The organism is Micromonospora sp. RB23 (assembly GCF_053585025.1).
This window is the reverse complement of sequence record NZ_CM132111.1, coordinates 3031035-3052002: the sequence shown is the minus strand read 5'-3', so window position 1 is coordinate 3052002 and position 20968 is coordinate 3031035. Positions and strand designations below refer to the sequence as shown.

The following is a 20968-nucleotide window of genomic DNA, read 5'->3' as shown; positions in this document are numbered from 1 at the left end:
ACCACGTCCACCCCACACCCCCCACCCCGCCCCTTTTCGGCGGTGATCAAGAAGTTCGCGTCACTGTCGGCCCGGATTCTGACGCAAACCTCTTGATCACGCGTCCCTGATTTGGGGGGTGGGGGACGTGATTCGGTGTGGTGTTCGGGTAGGCGGTGGGAAAAGACCCTGGTTTGACGAGAGGAAACGCTTGTGCCGAGCATCCGTGCGCTCGTACTCAACTGCACCCTCAAGCCGTCACCCGCCCCCTCCAGCTCCGACCAACTGGGCCGGGAGGTACTGGCCGAACTGGCCCGTCAGGGCGTGGACGGCGAGATCGTCCGGGTGGTCGACCACAACGTGCGCTTCGGGGTGTCGACCGACGAGGGCGACGGCGACGGTTGGCCCGCCATCCGCGCGAAGCTGCTCGCCGCCCGCATCCTCATCATCGCCACACCCATCTGGCTCGGCCAACCCGCGAGCGTCACCAAGATGGTCCTCGAACGTCTCGACGCCGAGCTGTCCGAGACCGACGACGAGGGGCGGCTGCTCACCTACGGCAAGGTGGCCGGCGTCGCGGTCGTCGGCAACGAGGACGGCGCGCACCACACCATCGCCGAGGTGCAGGGGGCGCTCAACGAGGTGGGCTTCACCGTCGCCGCGGCCGGCGCGACCTACTGGGTCGGCGAGGCCCTGCACAAGGTGGACTACCGCGACGCCGGCCCCAAACCGGACACCACCGGTCGTACCACCAAAGCCCTGGCCCTCAACACCGCCCATCTGGCCCGGCTGCTCGCCGACCAGCCGTACCCGCCGCCGGAGGCGCAGGGCGCCGCCGTCGGTCCGAGCCGCGAGCCGGCCTGACCGGTCGTCCGGCCCGCCACCGAGGGGGTACGGTCAGCGCCAGCCGTACCCGGCACGCAGCGCCTGCCCGACCCGGTCGAACCGGGGCCGGTCCAGCACGGCGCCCTCGCGGCGGATGCTGTCCTCGCGCATGGTCAGCACACGGTCCAGCCGGACCCAGCTCGGCCGCTTGTCCCGGTCCCACTCGCCGGGGCCGAGCGCGAACCAGTGCCGCTGCCCGTCACGCTCGCTCTGACTGGACAGCATCAGCCCGAACAGCGTCCGGCTGTGCCGCCCGACCACCAGCACCGGGCGGTCCTTGCCCTGGCGGGGGTCGTCCTCGTACGGCACCCACGTCCAGACGATCTCACCCGGGTCGGCCTGGCCGTCGACCTCCGGCGCGTAGCTCAGCTCGCGCCGCTGCAACGCGCTCACCTGGCGGGGGCGGGCCACCCGCGCCGGAGACGGCCCGGTACGCCGGGGCGACGGAATTGCCGCGCCCACCCGGGAGATGCGTTGCGCCACGTTCCTCAACAGACCAGCCACGGCGGGCAGCCTACCGGCCCGCGCGCGGACCCCCGGAGCCGGCGCACTGCGGCAGACTGAGCCGATGGACCAACTGCCCGACGACCTGCCGATCCTCGAGCGCCGCGCGGTGCGCGTGGTGGTCCGCGACGCCGACGACCGGGTGCTGCTGTTCCACACCCGCGACCCCGACCACCCTCGGCTCGGCACCTGGTGGGAGCTGCCCGGCGGCGGCATGGACGCGGGCGAGACATACCGCGAGACCGCCGTACGGGAGTTGCGCGAGGAGACCGGCATCGTCGTCACCGCCGACCAGGTGGGCGCACCGACCTGGCGGCGACGGGCCAGCTTCGTGCACCGCCAGTCGCGTCACGTCCAGGACGAGGTGATCGTCGCCGTACGACTGGCCGGCCCCGGCCCGGACGTGGACGAGACGGACCGGCTCGACTACGAGCGGGAGGACTACTTCGGCTTCCGCTGGTGGCCGCTGACCGACGTGGTGACAAGCGCGGAACGCTTCTATCCCGGTCAACTCCCCCGGCTGATCACGCCGTTCCTGGCCGGCGAGCGGATCGACGAGCCGTTCGAGCTGTGGTCGTGAGCGGGATCGGTGCGGATGCCGGACCGGATCGCGCCGGGCAGAGTAGAGGCATGACGACCGACCTGCACGGCCCGCTGTCCGCGTACGCCGAGCGGCTGCACGCCACCATCGGCGACCGGCACCACGTCGCCAGCCCGCTCGGGGCCTGGCTCCTGCTCGCCCTCAGCGCCGCGACGACCGAAGCCGGCCCGGTGACCGGCGCGGGCGCGGCGACCGGCCAGGACACGGCCGCCGGCTCAGACGTCCCGGCCGGCTCAGACTCCGCGACCGGCGGGGACGGAACGGCCAAAGATCTGGTGGCGGCGCTGGGCACCGACCTGGTCAGCGCCGCGGAGGCGGCCCGTGTCCTGCTGGACGCGCCGCACCCCCTGGTCGCGTCCGCCACCGCGCTGTGGCTCCGGACGGGTCGAGGAGTCGGCGAGCCGGCCGGATGGCGGGCCACCCTCCCCGCGAGGACCGAGGTGGGCGCGCTCCCCGACCAGGCCGGGTTGGACGCCTGGGCGCGCGAGCACACTGACGGCCTGATCGAGACGTTCCCCCTGAAGGTCGGCCCGGACGTGGTGTTCGCCCTGGCCAGCGCGCTGGCCACCCGGATCTCGTGGGCCGAGCCGTTCGACGTCACCGACGCGCGGGCGTTCGGCGCCGGCAGCGCCTGGGCGGGCGACCTTCGCCAGGCGTTGCGCAGCCCGGACCACGGGCACCTGGGCGCCATCGTCACGACCGAGGAGGTCGGCGACGTGATCGTGCACGCCGCCCGGGCCCAGGCGACCGACGGCGCGGGGCTGGTGGTCCTCTCGGTGGCCGCCGCGCCGCACGTGCCGGCGGCCGATGTGCTCGCCACCGCGTACCGTCTCAGCGCCGGCGCGGCCGACGGCGCGCAACCGGCGGGTCGACGCTCTCTGTTCGACCTGCCGCTCGGCGAGACCCCGCTGTGGACACTGCGCGAGGAGCGGGTACGGACCCGCGCCCGCGACGGCCGCGAGGAGCGGCACCAGGCGGTACTACCCTGCTGGTCGGCGCGCAGCGAGCACGATCTCACCGCCGGGACGCTGGGCTTCGAGGCCGCGGCCGCGACACTGGCCCGGGCACTCGACCAACCCGTTCAGGGCTTCGAGGCGGGGCAGGTGGCGATGGCCCGGTACGGCCGGTACGGGTTCGAGGCGGCGGCGGTGACCGGCATGTTCGGCACGGTCAGCCTGCCGCCGGAGGGAGTCGCCCGCACTGCCGAACTGCGCTTCGGCCACCCGTACGCGGTGGTGGCCGTCGCCACCGACAGCAGGGCGGACGGGACCACCGGGCCGTGGCACGGGGTTCCGGTCTTCTCCGCCTGGGTCACCGAGCCCGAGGAGCCCGGCGCGGACGAGTGAGGCACTGATCCACTCCAGGTCGGCGATGTGGCGGCTTCGGCGCGCCGGGATCCACCCACGTCCCCGATCTGGTGTGGATCACGCGAGATCGGACGGGCCCTCGTCGCGGGGCAGCCGGGCCACCATCTCGTGGAACTCCCGTACGGTCACCGCCTCGCGCAGGGTCGCGAAGACCGCGCCCGTGCCGATCCGTGCGGTCGCCGCGTCCACTCCGGCACGCCGGCTGACCCGGCTCAGGAAGTCCACCGGTCCCGCGTCCACGGGCGGCGGCGTCACAGGTCCGCCGACGTCGGGGCTGACACCGGTGTCGAGCCCGCCACCGCCGGTGGTCGGGTCGGTCGGGTGGGCGTCCGGCGCGAAGTCGTACAGGTAGCCGTCGACCTGGTCGGGAAGGTGGCCGGCGGGGTCGGGCACGCCGCCGGTGACGCGTTCCGCCATCGTGGTCAGCACCGCGCGGGCGAGGGCGGCGGCCTGCGCGGTCGGTAGGCCGGAGCGCCGGGACACCGCGTCGATGAACTGCGGAAACCCGTCGCCGCCCGCGCTGTCGGTCACGCCGGGGCGGTTACCCGCGCTCGACGGCGACAAACAGCGCCGGAATCTGGTCAGCGCAGCAGATCCGCGGCCAGCAGGTGGTCGAAGATGAGCTGGTCGACCGGGGAGGTGCGGTGCCGGTCGGCGTACCCGAGCCAGGCCATCTCGGCGATCTCGCTGGCCGGCCGCAGCCGTCCCCGGTAACCGGCCCGGTAGCAGGTCATCCGCACCGCGACGCCGACGGCGTGCCCGTGCGCCTGCGCGGTGAACGTGCCCAGGCGCGTCGCCCCGTGCACGTCCACCTCGACGCTCAACTCCTCATCGATCTCCCGGCGCAGGGTCTCCAGGTCGCTCTCCCCCGGCTCCCGCTTGCCGCCGGGCAGGTACCACACGTCCTTGCCCTGCGACCGGGTGCTCAGCACCCGCCCGTCCTCGATCAGGATCCAGGCCACCTTGTCGATCTCGCGCACGTCGCCTCCCGCCCCGTTGGGACCGGGCACGTTACCACCCGACGCCGGCCGGGAAGTGTCACGCGGCGAGCAGGTCGAGCAGCAGCGCGGCGGTCCACCCGAACGCCGGTGAGCCCAGCCCGGCCCCCGTGTCGGGGTGGAAGTACTCGTGGCAGCCCGCGCCGGCCACCAGGTCGATCATCGAACGGCGCAGGCCGGCGGCCAACTCCGGGTGCCCGTGAGTGGTCAGGCCGCGCCGTACCAGCCAGCCGATGTTCAACCAACTCGGTCCCCGCCAGTAGCGCAACGGTTCGAAGTCGGGCGCGGTGCGGTCGTGGCTGGGCAGCGGCCGGTCCATCCGCCGGGCCACCCCGAACCGCGGCGACGTCGCCTCGGCGACGAGCGCGTCGACCTGCCGGGCAGGCAGGTTGGGCAGGAGCAACGGCGCGAGCCCGAGCACGGTACGCGCGCCGACGAGCCGGTCGGTGCGCAGGTCGCGGGGCTGGAACGTGCCGGTGTCCGGGTCGTACAGCCGTCGTACCAACGCCTCGGTGACGCGGTCCGCGCGGGCCCGGTGCGGGCCCGGGTCGAAGCCGGTCAGCGTGGCGATGTCGGCCAGCGCGTGCTCGGCGGACCCGAACGCCGCGTTGAACAGCGGGCACTCCACCAGGAACGGATGGTCGTCGGCCAGGTCGCGATCGGCGTAGCCGTGGTCCCGGTAGGTCGCGACGATCGCCAGGTAGCGCGCGTAGTCCAGGTCCGTGGGGCGGTGCGCGGCGTCGGCGTGCGCGGTGTCGTGCCGACGGTACGCGCGCATGACGGCCGCCTCGGCGTGGACCCCGGCCATCGGCTCGTCCCAGGCGGGGCTGTTGTCCAGACCGGACTCCCACGGGTGTACGACGCACACCAGCCCGTCACCGGCCACGTCCCGCCGCTCGGCGAGGTAACGCTGCTGGGCCACCAGTGCCGGGTAGAGCCGCCGCAGCGCGGCCAGGCCGTTCTCATCGGGCGCGCGCCGGTAGGCCAGGAGCGCGGCGAGCGCGTGCACCGGCGGCTGGACGAGCCCGGAGGTGTCGACGCCCGGGGCGCCCTGCACGTCGGCCGAGCGCCACAGCTCCGGGCCGGGAAAGTACCCGCCGACCCGCAGCGCCGGGTTGAACACGATGTGCGGCACCCGCCCGTCGGCCCACTGCGCCCGGAACAGACTCGCCAGCTCCCGCCAGGCCCGCCCGGGCCGCACGTGGGCCAGCCCGATCGCGATGAACGCAGAGTCCCAGCTCCACTGGTGCGGATAGAGCGTGCGCGACGGCACCGTGTGGTCGTGTTCCCAGTTCGCGTCGAGTGTGGCGACGGCCAACCGGCTCAGCCCGGCCGGCTCGGCCGTACCACCGATGCGGGCCGGGACGGCGCCGGCGGTCATGCGGCGGCCCGCCGGGGCAACGCGTGCCGCAGCACCGTGACGGCCTCGCCGAGAGCGCGGACGGGGTCGCCGCGCAGCCGGCACTCCAGGGACAGCCAGCCCCGGTAGTCCAGCTCCAACAGGGTCCGCACGAGGCCCGGCCAGTCCAGGTGCCCGGCGCCGGGCTGGTACCGGTTGGAGTCGCTGACCTGCACGTGTCCGAGGTACGGCGCGGCGGCGCGCAGCGCCCGGTGCGGGTCGTCCTCCTCGATGTTCATGTGGAAGGTGTCGGCGACCACCCGGACCGAGGGCAGCGCGAGGGCGGCGCAGAGGGCGACCGCCTCGTCGAGCCGGTTGACCATGTGGTCCTCGTACCGGTTGAGGGGTTCGAGGAAGAGGGTGACCCCCTCGGCCCGGGCGTGTTCGCCGAGGGTGCCGAGCGCGTCCAGGAGCACCTGCCGGTCGCCGGCCGGCGGGCGTGGCGGCTCGAAGGGCGGCAGCCGCCGGGAGAACATCCCCCACGCGGCGGGGGTCAGCACCCCGATGCCGCCCAGTTCGGCGATGACCGAGAGCTGGGAGCGCAGATTGCGGACGGCGTCGGCGGACCGGGCGGGGTCGAAGTCGCCGATGAAGTGGGTCATCTCGACGCAGACGGTGGGCATCACCACGCCGGCGGCGCGGGCCCGGCGCAGCTCGGGCAGGCGACGGGCGAACGCGAGGTCACCGCGTCCGCGCAGCTCGATGCCCTGGTAGCCGAGCGCGGTGGCGAGGGCGTACTTCTGGATCAGGTTGGTGCCCGGCAGGAGTTGTTCCTGGCAGGCGAGCGCGATGGTGGTCATCTAGAACCTCAACACCACTTGGAGGACGTCATCGGCGCCGCTGTCGAGCAGCGCGAGGGCGTCGGCGACCGCGCTGGCGTCGACGATGTGGCTGACCAGTGGCAGCGGGTCGACGCTGCGGTCGGCCACCAGCTCCATGAAGGTCTGCGCCACCCGATCCCCGGTCCACCGGCCGGCCATGCCCGGCGCGGGGGTGGGACCGGAGACCTGGGCGGCCACCAACTGGATGCGGTTGTGGTGGAACTCCTCGCCGAGGCCGAGCCCGTCGGCCTGGCCCTGGTAGAAGCCGGCGGCCACGACCCGGCCGGCGTGCGCGGTGGAGCGGATCGCCTCGTGCAGCGCCGGGTACGCCCCGGACAGCTCCAGGCAGACGTCCGCGCCCCGGCCGCCGGTGGCCTCGCGCAGCACGGTGGCGGCGGACCGGACGTCGGCGTCCACGGTGGACCGCGCGCCGTAACGGCTGGCGTGGGCCAGCCTGCCGGGCACCCGGTCGACGGCCACCACCCGGGTGCCCGACAGGGCCGCGAGGCGGGTGGCGAGCAGCCCGATGACGCCCTGCCCGAAGACACCGACCCAGTCGCCCAGGTGCAGGTCACCGGCGAGCACGGCGGTCAGCGCGATGGCGCCGGGCCGGGCGAAGACCGCGGCGAGCGGGTCCAGCCCGACGGGCAGGGGACGGACCGCGTCGGCGGGGAGCACGGCCTCGGCGCGGTGCCCCCAGATGCCCCACACGAGCTGGCCCGGATGCCGGTCGGCGACCTCGGCGGCCACCTCGACGACCTCGCCGACCTCCTCGTAGCCGAAGCCGACCAACGGGTACGGCACGGGGGCCTGGCGGGGGACGAACATGCGCGCGGTGTCGTCCCAGTCCTTGCGGAGCCGCGGATTGCTGCCCCGGTAGAGGGTCAGCTCGGTGCCGGCGGAGATGCCCGAGTAGCAGGTGCGGACTCGGACCTGGCCGGGGCCGAGCGGATCTGGCGGGCAGGGCTCGAGACTGATCTGTCGAGGCCCGGCGAGGGAGACCACCCAGTTGCCCATGTGTCACATCCCGGTAGCACTGGGTTCCAGGATAGCCAAAAAATAGCCATATGTCTTGCTATTGATCAATCGAAGGTGTTGAATCCGTCTTGTACCCTTCGAGAGGAGTGCCACCGATGTCAGCACCTCCGAGGCGGATACTCGCCACCACCCTGATCCTGGCACTGGCCACGTCCACCCTGCTGGCCTGCGGAGACGACGGATCCGACAGCAACAGCAAGAAGATCACCGTGTGGAGCCTGGAGGACGTCGCCGACCGCGTCACCGCCACCAAGGCGATCATCGCCGACTTCACCGCCAAGACCGGGATCCAGGTCGACCTCGTGACCGTCAACGAGGACCAGTTCCCCTCGTTGATCGCCGCAAACGCCGCCGCCGGCGAGCTGCCCGACGTGGTCGGATCGGTCTCCCTGGCCGGCATCCGTACGCTCGCGGCAAACGAGCTGCTGCACGCCTCGGCGAACGCGGAGGTCGTCGACACGCTGGGCCGGCAGACGTTCTCCCCCCGGGCGCTGGAACTCACCTCCGACGACGGCAAGCAGCTCTCCGTGCCCAGCGACGGGTGGGGGCAACTGCTCGTCTACCGCAAGGATCTGTTCGACGCCGCCGGCCTGCCTGCCCCCGACACGTACGAGCGCATCGCCACCGCGGCGGCGAAGCTGAACACCGGCGGCGTCGCCGGCATCACCGCGGCGACCTCGGCGAGCGACGTCTTCACCCAGCAGACCTTCGAGCACCTGGCCCTGGCCAACGGATGCCAGCTCACCGACGACTCCGGCGCCGTCACCCTCGACTCTCCGCAGTGCGTCGAGGCGTTCCGCTTCTACGGCGACCTGATCCGCACCAGCTCCGTGAAGGGCGCGCAGGACGTGGACACCACCCGGGCCACCTACTTCGCGGGCAAGGCGGCCATGGTGATCTGGTCGCCGTTCATCCTCGACGAGCTGGCCGGGCTGCGCAACGACGCCAGGCCCACCTGCCCGCAGTGCCAGGCCGACCCGGCGTTCCTCGCCAAGAACAGCGGGTTCGTCACCGCGATCAAGGGCCCCAACGCCAGCGAACCCGCGCAGTACGGCGAGATCAGCTCGTGGGCCGTGCTGGACGGCGCGGTGACCGACCCGGCCAAGTCCTTCGTGGAGTACATGCTCGGCGACGGCTACCCGCGCTGGTTCGGCATGTCCCCCGAGGGCCGGTTCCCGGTGCGCAAGGGCACCGCGGCCGAGCCGGAGGCGTTCCTGACCGCCTGGACCACCAGCCCGGCCGGCGTGGACGCCAAGAAACCCCTCACCGACGTGTACGGCGACGACGTGCTCGCCACCCTGCGGCGCAGCCCGGACACGTTCGGCCGCTGGGGTCTCAGCCAGGGCCAGGGCAAGCTGGTCGGCGCGATGCTCGGCGAGCTTCCGGTGCCCAAGGCGCTTGGCGACCTGGTGACCGGCAAGTCCGACGCGGCAGGCGCCGCCGGGCGGGCGAAGAAGGACGTCGAGGCGATCAAGGCGGGCGTCAATTGACCACCACCGCGCCCCCGGAGACGACGGAACGGCCGGCGCGGACCCGCCGCCGACCGCTGACGCTCCGCCGCCGAGAATCCCGCGCGGGACTGGCGCTTGTCGCGCCGACCCTGCTCGTCACCATCGCCGTCATCGGCATCCCGATCATCTGGACCGTCGTGCTCGCCTTCCAGCGGGTCCGGCTCGCCACCCTGCGCAAGACCGGCCTGTTCGGCGACCTCACCCTGGACAACATCGACCGGGTGCTGCACACCCCCGGCTTCGCCGACACACTGTGGGTCACCCTGCTGTACAGCGTCGGCGGCACCGCCGGGTCGATCCTGCTCGGCCTGGTCGCCGCGCTCGTCGTCCGCCGCCCGTTCCGCGGTCGCACCCTGGTACGGGCGTCCATGCTGCTGCCGTACGTGGCGCCGGTGGTCGCGGTCACCTTCGTCTGGCAGGTGATGCTCGACCCGCAACTCGGCATCGTCAACCACTGGGGTCAGCGCCTGCTGGGCTGGGACGCGCCGGTGCCGTTCCTCACCCAGGAGTCGACCGCGCTGGCCACGGTCATCGCGTTCGAGGCGTGGCGGTACTTCCCGTTCGCCTTCCTGTTCCTGCTGGCCCGGCTCCAAGCGGTGCCCGGCGAACTGGAAGAGGCCGCCCGCGTCGACGGAGCCACGCCCACGCAGCGGTTCCGGCACATCCTGCTGCCGCAACTCCTGCCGGTGGTCGCCCTGCTGGGCGTGCTGCGCTTCATCATGACGTTCAACAAGTTCGACGACGTCTACCTGCTCACCGGCGGGGCCGCCGGCACCGAGGTGGTCAGCGTCCGGGTCTACGAGTTCCTCACCGCCCGTACCGACGTCGGGGCCGCCGCCGCGCAGGCGGTGGTGCTGGCCGTGGTGCTCATCGTGTTCGTGCTGATCTACCTGCGCTTCTTCGGACGGAGGGTCGGCTGATGGACCGGGACATGGTCGAGACGGTGAGCCTGCGCTGGCTGCGCCGCCTGGTGATCGCCGCGTTCCTGGTGGTCACCGTGTTCCCCTTCTACTACATGCTGTTGCTCTCGGTACGCCCCATCGAGCGGCTGCTGCTCGACCCGGGCTCGCTCGGCGTCGGCTTCGGCGAGCTGACCGTCGCCACGTACGCCGAGGTCCTCAAGGCCACCGCCGACGGCGGCCAGGGATTCCTGACCTTCATCCGCAACAGCGCTCTGGTGGCGATCTCGGCGACCGTGCTCACGCTCCTCGTCGCGATCCCCGGCGCGTACGCGGTGGCCCGATTGCGGTTCTTCGGCCGGCGGCAGGTCGACTTCCTGTTCCTGGCGGTCTACCTGTTCCCGTCGATCGTCATCGCGATCCCGCTGTTCGTGGTGTTCAGCCTCGCCGGGCTGCGCGGTTCGCTGTTCGGGCTGGTGCTGGTCTACGTCTCGCAGACGCTGCCGGTGTCGGTCTACATGCTGAAGAACTACTTCGAGACCATCCCGGTCAGCCTGGAGGAGTCGGCCGCGATCGACGGGGCCGGCCGGCTCGGCATCATCCGCCGGGTCAGCCTGCCCCTCGCCGCGCCGTCGATCATGGCGGTCGCGCTCTACGACTTCATGATCGCCTGGAACGAGTTCCTGTTCGCGCTGCTGTTCCTCGTCGACAAACCCGACCGGTGGACGGTGTCGCTCGGGTTGTCGCTGCTCTCCGACGGCGTGGAGGTGCCCAAGACGGTGCTGATGGCCGGGTCGGTCGTCCTCACCCTGCCCATCGTCATCCTCTTCTTCGCCAGCGAGCGGCTGCTGACCGAGGGCCTGACCAGCGGCGCGGAGAAGGGCTGAGCCTGCCGCGCGATCGGTGGCGGCCCGGCGGTTCGACACGCCGACCTCGGCGTCGCCGAGCCGCCACCGATCGGCGTACCCGCCGGCCCGGTCCCGTCCGGCCCGGTTACCGTGGCCGTATGGCCAACCCGACCCGCTGGGCGACCGACACCGGCCCGGAGCACTCGCAGTGGTACGTCGACAGGTTCCGCAAACTCGCCGCCGAGGGCGCCGACCTGGCCGGCGAGGCGCGACTGGTCGACACGCTCGTCGAGCCCGGGTCGCGGATCCTCGACGCCGGCAGCGGCACCGGCCGGGTGGGCGCGGCCCTGGCGCAGCGGGGGCACACCGTCGTCGGAGTGGATGCCGACCCGGTCCTCGTGGAGGCCGCCCGCGCCGACCATCCCGGCCCGCGCTGGCTGGTCGCCGACCTGGCCGACCTGGACCTGCCGGCGCTGGGAGAGCAGGAGCCGTTCGACGCCGCCGTGCTCGCCGGCAACGTGCTCGCGTTCGTCGCCGTCGGCACCGAGCCGGAGGTGTTGCGCCGCCTCGCCGGGCACCTGCGCCCGGACGGCGTCCTGGCGGTGGGCTTCGGCACCGAACGCGGCTACCCGCTGACCGCGTTCGACGCCGACGCCGTCGCCGCCGGGCTGCGCCTGGAACACCGCTTCGCCACCTGGGACCTGCGCCCGTGGCGCGACGACGCGCCCTTCGCGGTCAGCATCCTGCGCCGTCCGGCAACCTGACGCCCGAGCGGAGTCAGGACAAGGGCGGCGGCGACCCGCGCGGCGTCAGGACGGTGCGGCGACGGCCCGCGCCGCGGCCGGGTCGAGGGTCGCGCCCGCCGGCACGAGACTGACCAGGGCGGCGGGCAGCCGTACCGGTCGCACGTCGCGGTACCCGAGCATCGGCAGCACCTCGCGGTCGGCCAGCACGTACCGCCGGCCCAGGTCGGTGACCACGGCCACCGCGCCTCCGGACGCGCCGGGCGCCGCGGCGGCCTCGACCACCGCGCCTCCCCCGGGCTGCACCACCACGTGGTCGGCCAGCGCCGCGCCGCCGGACGGCGCGGTCCGCGGAACGGCCGCCAGGTCCGGCAGGCGTACGCCCCAGCGCACCTCGCCCGCGCCGTCGTCACCGACCCGGGTGCAGACCGCCGTGTCGTCCACCGCGGCGAGCCGGGGCGGGGCGGGCGGCGGAGCGGTCGGGCCGCTCGGGGCGAGATCGGGCATGGTGGGCAGCGCGGCGAACCGGCCCAACGTCATCGGCTCCGACTCCCCCTGCCCGGTGCGGGCCAACAGCAGACCGGCCTGCAACTCGGTGATCCCGGCCAGCCCGTCGTCGAGCGCCACCGCGTACTGCCGGCCGCCGCCGGAGTTGCGCACCAGGTAGACCTGTCCGATGGTGGCGCCGGGCACCCGGGCGGAGGGCCGCCCCTCGCCGGGCAGCGCCGGCGGGGCCAGGTCGACGCCGGCGGGCAGGGCGTTCAGCAGGGCGGGGGCGACGGGCACCGCCCGCGTCCGGGTGGTCGCCAGCGCGGCCAGCACCCGGTTGGGATCGCGGATCAGGTAGCGGCGCTGGTGCCACACGAGATGCAGGCCGCCGTCCGGGTGGCGCAGCAGCAGCGCGTCGTCGCCGAGTGGTCGACCGCCGTCGGGGTCGACGCCGATGAGCAGCGCCGAACGGGTGTCCGCGCCGGTCGTCGTCGAGCAGACCGTCCAGGCCGACCTCGCGAGACGACCCGGCGCGGGCAACGAGTCCGGTGCGTCGGCGATGCCCAGTGGCAGGCCGCGCGGCACACCGTCGATCGAGCGCCGGGAGACCAGCACGGTCTTCGCCCGGTCCGCGCCGACGATCAGCAGCGCCGAGGCGTAGTTGAGCACCGGGTGCAGCCTCTGCTCCCGGTACACGAACCGGGCGCCGGACTCCTTCTCCACGATCACCGCGCCCGGGTCCCGCCAGCCCGTGCCGCCCCCGGCGAACAGGCCGTAGAGCGCCGAGCCTCCGAGCGCGATCACCGCGACGAGGACGCTGGCCAGACCCGCGCCCGCCAGCCGCCGAAACGGGGACTGGGCCGGATCGGTCTCCCGCATCACCAGCGCGGCGACCGCCCGCTGGACGCTGAACTGGTAGGAGTGCAGCTGATCCTGCCGCGACGGCATGGGGTCCCTTCCGCTGGTTCGACCGCGCACAGGATATGCGCTGCGTCGATGTCCCGTGGACCCTGCGTGGCGGGACGCGAACCGGCCGGTACCATTCGGGGACGAATCCGGCGGCGAGAGGGTACCGTGGGCGCGCGTTTCGAGGAACTGGCCTGGCGGGAGACACCGATCGGCGCGATCAGCCTGCGGCGGCGTCGCGATCCGGCGCTCCAGGTCGAGGTGTACGAGGTCAAGCTCGACGACGAGTACCTGATGTCCAGCCTCTTCCCCGTCGCGGAGATCGAGCTGGCCCGACTGGGCCTCGCCGAACTGACCGGCGACACGCTCGACGTGGTGGTCGGCGGTCTCGGGCTGGGCTACACGGCGTGCACCGCGCTGGCCGACCCACGGGTACGGGCACTGCTGGTGGTGGAGGCCATCGAGGACGTCATCGACTGGCACCGACGGGGGCTGCTGCCCTTCGCGGCCGGGCTGGCCGAGGACCCGCGGACCCGGTTCGTGCGAGCCGACTTCTTCGCCGCCGTGGCGGGCGACGAGGGTTTCGACACCGAGACGCCCGGACGACGCTTCGACGCGGTCCTCCTCGACGTCGACCACTCGCCACGTAACGTCCTGCACCCGAGCCACGCGCCGTTCTACACGCCGGACGGCCTCCGGCGGCTCGCCGCGCTGCTCCGTCCGGAGGGCGTCTTCGCGCTCTGGTCGGACGACCCACCGGACGACGGGTTCACCGCAGGGCTCGCGGAGGTGTTCACGACCGCACAGGCGCACGTCGTGCCCTTCGCCAACCCGCTGACCGGCGGCCAGTCCGCAAACACCGTCTACGTAGCCCGCCGCTGAGCCCTCTCCCCCCGCGCCGCCCCCGCCCCGCCGCGCCCCGCCCCCGCCGATCTTGCAGGTTCTGTTGGCGATCCGTGGGCTGAAGTCCCTTGTGCGGGCACAGAAAGTGCAAGATCGCGCAGGGGTGGCCTCGGGACGGCGTGTTTGGGGTTCGCGGGGGCGGGAAGGTCACCCCGGGTCGACGCATCTCGCGTTGCGGCCGCGGTCACTGGAGGTTCGGATGCGTGCCCTGCTCTGGGTCGTCGGCGTGGTCGCCGGCGTGCTGATTCTGCTCGGGCTGGTTCTCGAAGCGGTCCGCTGGCTGATCATCATCGGTCTGATCGCGCTGGTGATCGTGATCATCCTGGGCGTGGTCAAGGGACGACAGGCGATGAACCACCAGGCCCGCCGACGGTGACGGTCAGAACCAGTCCGCGCGCATGTCGAGCGCGGTGCGGTCGAGGCTGTCCAGCAGGTCGAACTGGGGTCCCGTACGGGACAGTTCGACAGTGAGGAAGTAGCGGGCGGCCTGCCGCTTCCCGGCGTGGAACGAGTCGCCGCTCTCGGCGGGCGGCAGCGCCAGCACCTGTTCGAGCCACATCCAGGCGATCACCACGTGCCCGACCGCTTCGAGGTAGACGCTGGCGTTGGCCAGCGCGAGCAGCGGGTCGCCGCCCGCCCACAGCCGCCGCGTGACGGTGGTGACCCGTCGCACCGCCGTGGCCAGCCGGTCGGCCAGTTCGGCGGCCGCGCCGCCGGCCAGCCGCGCCCGCGCGACGGTGTCCGTCATCGTCTCGGTCAGCAGGAGCAGGCCCGCGCCGTCGTGCATGGTCATCTTGCGCCCCAACAGATCCAGCGCCTGGATCCCGTGGGTGCCCTCGTGGATCGGGTTGAGCCGGTTGTCGCGGTAGTGCTGCTCCACGTCGTGGTCGCGCGTGTAGCCGGCGCCGCCGAGGACCTGGATGGCCAGATCGTTGGCCGCCAGACACCACTGCGACGGCCAGCTCTTGGCGATCGGGGTGAGCACGTCCAGCAGCAGGTGCGCCCGTTCCCGGTCGGCGGCGGCCGGTGCGGTCTTCTCCTCGTCGAGCAGCCGGGCGCAGTAGAGCACCAGGGCGAGGGCCCCCTCCACGTAGCTCTTCTGCGCCAGCAGCATCCGTCGTACGTCGGGATGGTCGATGATCGGCACCTGCGGCGTCGCCGGGTCCTTAGCGCCGATCGGTCGGCCCTGCGGCCGTTCGCGGGCGTACGCCAGGCTCTTGAGGTAGCCGGTGTAGCCCAGCGCGGTGGCGCCGGCCCCGACGCCGATGCGGGCCTCGTTCATCATGTGGAACATCTGGGCCAGCCCCTGGTGGGGGGCGCCGACCAGGTGGCCCACCGCGCCGGACCGACCGCCGGGGGTGTGTCCGCCGTCGCCGAAGCTGAGCAACGCGTTGGTGGTGCCCCGAAAGCCCATCTTGTGGTTGAGCCCGACCAGCGCCACGTCGTTGCGCTCGCCCAGCGAGCCGTCCGGGCCGACCAGCACCTTGGGTACGACGAACAGCGAGATGCCCTTCACCCCGGGCGGGCCGCCGGGGATCCGCGCCAACACCAGGTGGACGATGTTCTCGGCGAGTTCGTGGTCACCCCCGGAGATCCACATCTTGGTGCCGAACAGCCGGTACGTGCCGTCCGGCTGTGGCTCGGCCCGGGTGGTGATGTCAGCCAGTGAGCTGCCAGCGTGCGGCTCGGACAGGCACATGGTGCCGAAGAACCGCCCCTGGAGCATCGGCCGGACGTACGTGTCGACCTGCTCGGCGCTGCCGTGTGCCAGCAGCAGGTTGGCGTTGCCGAGGGTCAGCAGCGGGTACGCGGAGGTGGCCACGTTGGCCGCCTGGAACCAGGCGAAGCAGGCGGCGGCGACGGCGTGCGGCAGTTGCAGACCACCGACCGAGTCGTCCATCGCCGCAATGAGCAGGCCCGATTCGGCGAAACTCCGCAACGCCGCCTCGATCTGCGGGATCGTCCGCACCCGGCCCCCCTCGACCGTCGGCTCAGCGAGGTCGGCGGCCCGGTTGTGCGGGGCGAACTGGTCGGTTGCCACCCGCTCGGCGAGGTCCAGGGCGTCGTCGAAGGTCTCCCGGGAGTGCTCGGCGTAGCGGGAACGCTCGACGAGGTGCGACACCCGCAGCCAGTCGTGCAGCAGGAAGTCCAGGTCACGGCGGGACAGCAGGGTGGAGGGCACGAAACTCCTCGGCGGGGCTGGGGGGGTGTCGGGTCGGGGGGTGGCCGGCGTCGGCCCCGACCCATCCTGACCGATGCGCCGGGAGCGCACCACCGCCGCCCCTCGTGCGGGCGTCGTTGTCGTACCCGCCAGCTAGCGTCCCTGCCGTGAGCGCACCCGGAGACGTCGACCCCGAGGTCCTCGACAGGCTTCGCCCGGTCTGCGGCGGATTTCCGGAAACGTACGAGGAGCCGGCCTGGGTGGGCACGCGTTGGCGGATCCGCCGCCGCACGTTCGCCCACGTGCTCACCGTCGACCCGGACCGTCAGGCGGCGCCCACGCGCGCCGCCACGCTCGGCCGTCCCGCCTGCCTGTTGGTCTTCCGATCGCCGCTCGACGAGATCGCCGGTCTCCTGAGCGTCGGCCACCCCTTCTACAAGCCGGACTGGAGCCCGAACGTGGTGGGCATGGTCCTGGACGCGGACACCGACTGGGACGAGGTCGGTGAGCTGCTCACCGAGAGCTACTGCGTGCAGGCCCCCAAGCGGCTCGCCGCGCTTGTCGCCCGGCCCGGTTGAGGGCACCCGGCGAGGCCGGAGTTTCGCCGGGGCCGGCACGGGGATACCGCGCCAACGGCGGACCATCGACGGCTACGGCGACGTCGCCCGTGGCGCGAGGAGCGGACCCATGTCCATGCGGGCAACCGAGGAGGACCCCCGGTTGACACCGGTGCTCGCCGAGGAGCGGGTGTGCACGGGCGTGACCACGCTGCGGGGGCGGATCTTCCTGAGCTACCCGTCGGCGGACGGGCCGGGTGTGCAGGTGGTGGAGGCGCTGCCGGACGGCCGTCGCAACCCGTACCCGGACGCCGCGTGGAACGCGCCGAACCGACCGCCCGACGGGACGTTCGTGCACGTCAACGCGCTGCGTGCCGGCCCGGATGGTCACCTGTGGATCGTCGATTCGGGCGCGCCGCAGCTCGGCGGCGACCAGGTGCCCGGTGGGGCGCGGCTGATCGTCGTCGACGTGGACGGCGACCGGGTGGACCGGGTCTACCACCTCGACGGCGCGGTGCGTCCGCACAGCTACGTCGACGACGTCCGGTTCCACGACCGCACGGCGTACGTCACCGACGCCGGCGCGCCCGGTCTCATCGTCGTGGATCTCGACTCGGGTGGGTGTCGACGGGTGCTGGACGGGCACCCGAGCATGGTGGGCGGGCCGGTGGTCGCCGACGGCCGGGCGCTACGGGATCCCGGCGGCGCCGAGGTGCGCCTGCACGCCGACCAGTTGGAGGTGTCGCCGGACGGGCGGTGGCTGTACTACCAGCCGGCCTCGGGTGGGATGTCCCGGATCGGCACCCGCTGGCTGGACGACCCGACGCTGTCCGCGGAGGAGCTGGCCCGGCGGGTCGAGCCGTGGTGGGACACTCCGAGCACCGGCGGCACGGCCATCGACGCGCGCGGCACCATCTACGTCAGCGACGTCGAGCACCGCCGCATCCTCGCCCTGGGGCTGGACCGCAGCGTCCGTACGCTCGTCGCGGACCCACGCCTGAACTGGGTGGACGCGATGTGGCTGGACACCGCGGGGCAACTCTGGCTGCCGGCGGCCCAACTGCACCTGACGGCGGGGTTCAACGGCGGGCACCCGGCCGTCGCGTACCCGGTGCACATCTACCGGATGCCGGTCGACGCCGGCCCGCCCGCGTCCGACCACGCTTGAAGCAGTCGCGCGCGGCGGGCGGACAGTGGGCGTACTCGATATCCTGCCTCGCATGCATCGAAGCCGTGTGTACGCGTTGCTCATCGACGCGCCCGAGGCGGAGGCCGCGCGGGCTGCGGAGTTCTGGTCGGCGGCGCTCGGCGTCGGCACCCGGACCCACCCGGACGAGCCGCAGTTCGTGGGCCTGCACGAGGCGCTGCCCGGCCTGGTCACCGCCGTCCAGGCCGTCGACGACGCGCCGCGCTACCACCTCGACATCGAGACCGACGACGTGGCGGCCGAGACCGCGCGGCTGGTCGGTTTGGGCGCCGTCGAGGTGACGCGGTGGATGGAGTGCCGCATCCTGCGGGCCCCCGGCGGGCACCTGCTCTGCGTCCTGCCGGTCGAGAGTCCGGCCGAGGTGTTCGACGCCCAGGCCCGGACCTGGTCGTGACGCGCGAGCCTGTCATAGTGCCGCAGTAGGGTCCGGCCATGGCTGATCTGGTGTTGGTGGCAGGAGCGTGGCTGGGGTCCTGGGCGTGGGACGAGGTGGTGCCGCACCTGCGGGCGGCCGGGCACCGGACCTTCCCCCTGACGCTCTCCGGTCTCGCCGAGCGGCAGGGCGTGCCGGCCGGCCAGCAGACCCACGTGCAGGACGTCATCGACGAGGTCGAGCGCCGCGACCTGCGCGACGTGGTGCTGGTCGGGCACAGCTACTCGGGCATCCCGGTGGGGCAGGCCGCCGAGCGGATCGGCGACCGGTTGTCCCGGGTGGTCTTCCTCGACTCGGAGGTGCCGGTCGACGGCGGGTCGTTCGCCTCCGGCTGGTGGCAGGGTCAGGCGGCGTTCGATTCCGTGCTCGCCGCCAACGGCGGTGACTGGCCGCCGCTGGCCCCGGCCGAGTTCGACGGTCAGGGTCTCACCGACGAGCAGATCGCGCGGCTGGTCAAGGGCGCCACGACGCATCCGGGGCGCACGCTGACCGAGCCGGCCGTGCTGACCCGTTCCCTGGGCGAGCTGCCGGCGACGTACGTCAAGTGCCTGCTCGACGGGCCCGAGCCCAACGACGTCGTGGCGGCGTTGCTCGGCAGCGAGCGCTGGCGGCTCGTCACGATGGCCACCGGTCACTGGCCGATGTTCTCCCAGCCCGTCGAGCTGGCCGCGCTGCTCGCGGCGGAGGCGAGCTGACCGGCGGCCGGTGCCGGCGCGCCGTCGAGATCGGCTCGGGGGCTGTCGGTGCGATGAGCGTGATGCCGGTGAGTCATCAAGATGACCCACCGGCATCAGGCTTCGGGAGGTGGGTGCCTCCGGTCAGGAGCGGGACAAGGGCAACGGCCAGGCCGGTTCGGTCACGGCGTGACGGTCTCGAGGCTCCTGATGTGGCGCACGGGGGACGCGAGCAGCCACAGCACGGCGAGCACGCCGCCCACCCCGGCGACGACCAGGGTCGGCCGCAGGCCCAGGGTGGTGCCGAGCGCGCCGCCGACCAGAGCGCCCAGGGGCCGGATGCCGTAGTTGACGGCGCTGTACGCGCCGGCTCGGCGGCCGCGCGCGTCGTCCGGTGTGACGGCGGCGAGCAGGGCGTTGAGGTTGACGTCCATCAGCATCACCCCGACGCTGGACACCAGCTCGATGGCCGCCAGCATGGCCACCTTCGCCCAGGTCGGGCCGTCGATCAGCGCGGTCAGCGCGAGCGGGGCGGGGAACACCACCGCGCCGATCATCGCCGTGCGGCCGAGCCCGATTGCTCGCGAGACGCGGGGCGCCAGGGCCGCGCCGGCCAGGCCGCCGAGCGCGCCGACGCCGAACGCGACGCCGATCGCACCGGCCGAGAGGCCGAGTTCACGATTGGCGTAGAGCACCAGCAGCGCCGAGGCGATGAACGTGAAGAAGTTGACGGTGCTGGTGCAGCCGAGCGCGGCGCGCAGCACCGGGTGGCGCAGCACCAGGGCCATGCCCTCGCGGACCATACCGAGCGTGGACGTCTGCCGTGGCGGTGGCGGAGGCTCGGTGACCGGGATGCGGCGCAGCAGCAGGGCGGAGACGAGGAAGGACACCGCGTCGACGAGGATCGCCACCGGCGCGCCGAGCGCCTGGACGAGCCCACCACCGGCGGCCGGGCCGACGATGAACGAGAGGGAGCGACTGACACTGAGTTTGCTGTTCGCGTCCACGTAGGCGGATCGCGGCACCAGGGCGACGAAGAACGCCTGCTGCCCCAGGGCGAACAGCACCGCTCCGACGCCGGTGAGCAGTGCCACCAGGTACAGGTGGGTGAGGGTGATCGTGTCCGACAGGTACGCCACCGGGAGGCTGAGCAGCACGGCCGCGCGGATCAGGTCCGCGATGATCAGGAGTCGGCGTTTGTGGGTGCGCCGGTCCACCCACGCGCCGAGGAACAGGCCCAGCAGGTTGGGCAGCCAGATCAGCGCGGTGAGGACGCTCACCTGCACGGGCGTCGCGGCGAGTAGGGCGACGGCGATCAGGGGCAGGGCCAGCTCGCTGATCCGGTCGCCGAACGCGGAGATCGTCTGACCGATCCAGAAGGTACGGAAGCGTCGGTCGCGGTGCGGGGCCGGTGCGGCCGGGGCGTCGACGGCGGTCATGACGCGGACGGATCGTCGGCGGTCTCGGGCAGCAGGTAGCGCAGCATCCGTACGACCTGCGCGCCGGCCGGGGGCGTGTCGTCGTCCTTGCGCCGCACGTACGGGGCGAGCAGTTCCTCGATGGCCTCCTCCAGCTGGCGCATCTCGTCGGGAGTGGCGATGAATGAGGTGTCGGCCACCCCGGCCAACGCGCGCCAGGTGTCGTCGAGTCGGGGCTCCTCCTGCAACAGCCACTGCTGGGGCGTCTCGGCGTACCGGGCGAACATCTCGCCGCGGAGCTGTCGCGCCGCGGCCTGCCCCTCGGCGTCGTCGGGCAGGTTGAAGCGGAACCCACGGGCGGTCGCCTGCCACCAGCGTTCCCGCTTGCTGGTGCTCCCGTCGGCGTCGGCGACCAGGCCGAACGTCGCGAGGTGGCGCAGGTGCCAGCTCACCACCGACGGCGTGGCGCCAACGTGCGGAGACAGGCCGGTGGCCGTGGACGGGCCGTGTCGCTGGAGCCGGTCGAGGATGGCCAGGCGGACGGGGTGCGCCAACGCCCGCAGGGCCTGCGGCTCGGTGATCTCGAAATCCCCGTACGGATTCTTGAGAGACATGTTTCGAAAGTAG

General features: G+C 72.9%; 23 protein-coding genes. 13 read left to right on the top strand and 10 right to left on the bottom strand.

Annotated features, from left to right (window positions below; all coding sequences use genetic code 11):
- Positions 1 to 192: 192 nt before the first annotated feature.
- Complete coding sequence (locus tag ACTFTM_RS13915; RefSeq protein ID WP_449566188.1) at positions 193 to 843, top strand: flavodoxin family protein; 651 nt, start codon at positions 193 to 195, stop codon at positions 841 to 843.
- A gap of 33 nt (positions 844 to 876) precedes the next feature.
- Here the strand turns inward: ACTFTM_RS13915 and ACTFTM_RS13910 are convergent, their stop codons facing one another.
- Positions 877 to 1368 carry a type II toxin-antitoxin system PemK/MazF family toxin gene (locus ACTFTM_RS13910; RefSeq protein ID WP_422739839.1) on the bottom strand — a complete coding sequence of 164 codons (492 nt, stop codon included), beginning with the start codon at positions 1366 to 1368 and terminating at the stop codon, positions 877 to 879.
- 64 nt (positions 1369 to 1432) lie between these two features.
- Between ACTFTM_RS13910 and ACTFTM_RS13905 the strand changes: the two genes are divergently transcribed.
- Together ACTFTM_RS13905 and ACTFTM_RS13900 are read left to right on the top strand one after the other, a co-directional pair.
- Positions 1433 to 1948: an NUDIX hydrolase gene (locus tag ACTFTM_RS13905; RefSeq protein WP_449566187.1), complete on the top strand. Its 516-nt coding sequence runs from the start codon at positions 1433 to 1435 to the stop codon at positions 1946 to 1948.
- Between the two features lie 50 nt (positions 1949 to 1998).
- Positions 1999 to 3315, top strand: coding sequence for a hypothetical protein (locus ACTFTM_RS13900; RefSeq protein WP_449566186.1), 1317 nt, complete (start codon positions 1999 to 2001; stop codon positions 3313 to 3315).
- Positions 3316 to 3393: 78 nt separating this feature from the next.
- Here the strand turns inward: ACTFTM_RS13900 and ACTFTM_RS13895 are convergent, their stop codons facing one another.
- The 5 genes from ACTFTM_RS13895 to ACTFTM_RS13875 are packed head-to-tail and all read right to left on the bottom strand — an operon-like array spanning position 3394 to position 7571.
- Positions 3394 to 3867, bottom strand: coding sequence for a DUF2267 domain-containing protein (locus ACTFTM_RS13895; RefSeq protein WP_449566185.1), 474 nt, complete (start codon positions 3865 to 3867; stop codon positions 3394 to 3396).
- Between the two features lie 50 nt (positions 3868 to 3917).
- Complete coding sequence (locus ACTFTM_RS13890; protein WP_449566184.1) at positions 3918 to 4316, bottom strand: NUDIX hydrolase; 399 nt, start codon at positions 4314 to 4316, stop codon at positions 3918 to 3920.
- Between the two features lie 58 nt (positions 4317 to 4374).
- Positions 4375 to 5715 carry an MGH1-like glycoside hydrolase domain-containing protein gene (locus ACTFTM_RS13885; protein WP_449566183.1) on the bottom strand — a complete coding sequence of 447 codons (1341 nt, stop codon included), beginning with the start codon at positions 5713 to 5715 and terminating at the stop codon, positions 4375 to 4377.
- Entirely contained in the window at positions 5712 to 6533 is an 822-nt protein-coding gene (locus ACTFTM_RS13880; protein WP_449566182.1) for a TIM barrel protein, read from the bottom strand. Before ACTFTM_RS13880 ends, ACTFTM_RS13885 begins: the two co-directional genes overlap by 4 nt.
- Positions 6534 to 7571: a zinc-dependent alcohol dehydrogenase gene (locus tag ACTFTM_RS13875; RefSeq protein ID WP_449566181.1), complete on the bottom strand. Its 1038-nt coding sequence runs from the start codon at positions 7569 to 7571 to the stop codon at positions 6534 to 6536.
- Positions 7572 to 7687: 116 nt separating this feature from the next.
- Here ACTFTM_RS13875 and ACTFTM_RS13870 point away from each other — a divergent pair, with 116 nt between their 5' ends.
- The 4 genes from ACTFTM_RS13870 to ACTFTM_RS13855 all read left to right on the top strand — a co-directional run bounded on the left by ACTFTM_RS13870 (position 7688) and on the right by ACTFTM_RS13855 (position 11614).
- Positions 7688 to 9082, top strand: coding sequence for an ABC transporter substrate-binding protein (locus tag ACTFTM_RS13870; protein ID WP_449566180.1), 1395 nt, complete (start codon positions 7688 to 7690; stop codon positions 9080 to 9082).
- The gene (locus tag ACTFTM_RS13865; protein WP_449566179.1) at positions 9079 to 10023 is read left to right on the top strand and encodes a carbohydrate ABC transporter permease; all 945 of its coding nucleotides are present in this window, start codon (positions 9079 to 9081) and stop codon (positions 10021 to 10023) included. The genes ACTFTM_RS13870 and ACTFTM_RS13865 overlap by 4 nt, the downstream gene beginning before the upstream one ends.
- Positions 10023 to 10889, top strand: a complete 867-nt coding sequence (locus ACTFTM_RS13860) for a carbohydrate ABC transporter permease (protein ID WP_449566178.1) — start codon at positions 10023 to 10025, stop codon at positions 10887 to 10889. Before ACTFTM_RS13865 ends, ACTFTM_RS13860 begins: the two co-directional genes overlap by 1 nt.
- A 119-nt stretch (positions 10890 to 11008) precedes the next feature.
- On the top strand, positions 11009 to 11614 hold the full coding sequence (locus tag ACTFTM_RS13855) for a class I SAM-dependent methyltransferase (RefSeq protein ID WP_449566177.1): 606 nt from the start codon (positions 11009 to 11011) through the stop codon (positions 11612 to 11614).
- Positions 11615 to 11659: 45 nt separating this feature from the next.
- On the opposite strand, the gene eccB is transcribed toward ACTFTM_RS13855, so the two are convergent.
- Positions 11660 to 13030 (bottom strand): type VII secretion protein EccB, encoded by a 1371-nt coding sequence (eccB, locus tag ACTFTM_RS13850; protein ID WP_449566176.1) that lies wholly within the window; start codon positions 13028 to 13030, stop codon positions 11660 to 11662.
- 126 nt (positions 13031 to 13156) lie between these two features.
- Between eccB and ACTFTM_RS13845 the strand changes: the two genes are divergently transcribed.
- Both ACTFTM_RS13845 and ACTFTM_RS13840 read left to right on the top strand, forming a co-directional pair.
- Positions 13157 to 13870, top strand: a complete 714-nt coding sequence (locus ACTFTM_RS13845) for a spermidine synthase (protein ID WP_449566175.1) — start codon at positions 13157 to 13159, stop codon at positions 13868 to 13870.
- A 220-nt stretch (positions 13871 to 14090) separates the two neighbouring features.
- Complete coding sequence (locus ACTFTM_RS13840; RefSeq protein ID WP_449566174.1) at positions 14091 to 14267, top strand: hypothetical protein; 177 nt, start codon at positions 14091 to 14093, stop codon at positions 14265 to 14267.
- A gap of 3 nt (positions 14268 to 14270) precedes the next feature.
- Here ACTFTM_RS13840 and ACTFTM_RS13835 read toward each other — a convergent pair whose 3' ends face one another.
- A complete protein-coding gene (locus tag ACTFTM_RS13835) occupies positions 14271 to 16073 on the bottom strand; it encodes an acyl-CoA dehydrogenase (RefSeq protein WP_449566173.1) in 1803 nt (600 codons plus the stop codon).
- Positions 16074 to 16219: 146 nt separating this feature from the next.
- Between ACTFTM_RS13835 and ACTFTM_RS13830 the strand changes: the two genes are divergently transcribed.
- The 4 genes from ACTFTM_RS13830 to ACTFTM_RS13815 all read left to right on the top strand — a co-directional run bounded on the left by ACTFTM_RS13830 (position 16220) and on the right by ACTFTM_RS13815 (position 18944).
- Complete coding sequence (locus ACTFTM_RS13830; RefSeq protein ID WP_449566172.1) at positions 16220 to 16630, top strand: MmcQ/YjbR family DNA-binding protein; 411 nt, start codon at positions 16220 to 16222, stop codon at positions 16628 to 16630.
- A 109-nt stretch (positions 16631 to 16739) separates the two neighbouring features.
- Positions 16740 to 17777, top strand: coding sequence for an L-dopachrome tautomerase-related protein (locus ACTFTM_RS13825; RefSeq protein ID WP_449566171.1), 1038 nt, complete (start codon positions 16740 to 16742; stop codon positions 17775 to 17777).
- Between the two features lie 52 nt (positions 17778 to 17829).
- Entirely contained in the window at positions 17830 to 18210 is a 381-nt protein-coding gene (locus ACTFTM_RS13820; RefSeq protein WP_449566170.1) for a VOC family protein, read from the top strand.
- Positions 18211 to 18248: 38 nt separating this feature from the next.
- On the top strand, positions 18249 to 18944 hold the full coding sequence (locus ACTFTM_RS13815) for an alpha/beta fold hydrolase (RefSeq protein WP_449566169.1): 696 nt from the start codon (positions 18249 to 18251) through the stop codon (positions 18942 to 18944).
- A gap of 161 nt (positions 18945 to 19105) precedes the next feature.
- Here ACTFTM_RS13815 and ACTFTM_RS13810 read toward each other — a convergent pair whose 3' ends face one another.
- Positions 19106 to 20362 carry an MFS transporter gene (locus ACTFTM_RS13810; RefSeq protein WP_449566168.1) on the bottom strand — a complete coding sequence of 419 codons (1257 nt, stop codon included), beginning with the start codon at positions 20360 to 20362 and terminating at the stop codon, positions 19106 to 19108.
- The gene (locus ACTFTM_RS13805; protein WP_449566167.1) at positions 20359 to 20955 is read right to left on the bottom strand and encodes an ArsR/SmtB family transcription factor; all 597 of its coding nucleotides are present in this window, start codon (positions 20953 to 20955) and stop codon (positions 20359 to 20361) included. The genes ACTFTM_RS13810 and ACTFTM_RS13805 overlap by 4 nt, the downstream gene beginning before the upstream one ends.
- Positions 20956 to 20968: the final 13 nt, after the last annotated feature.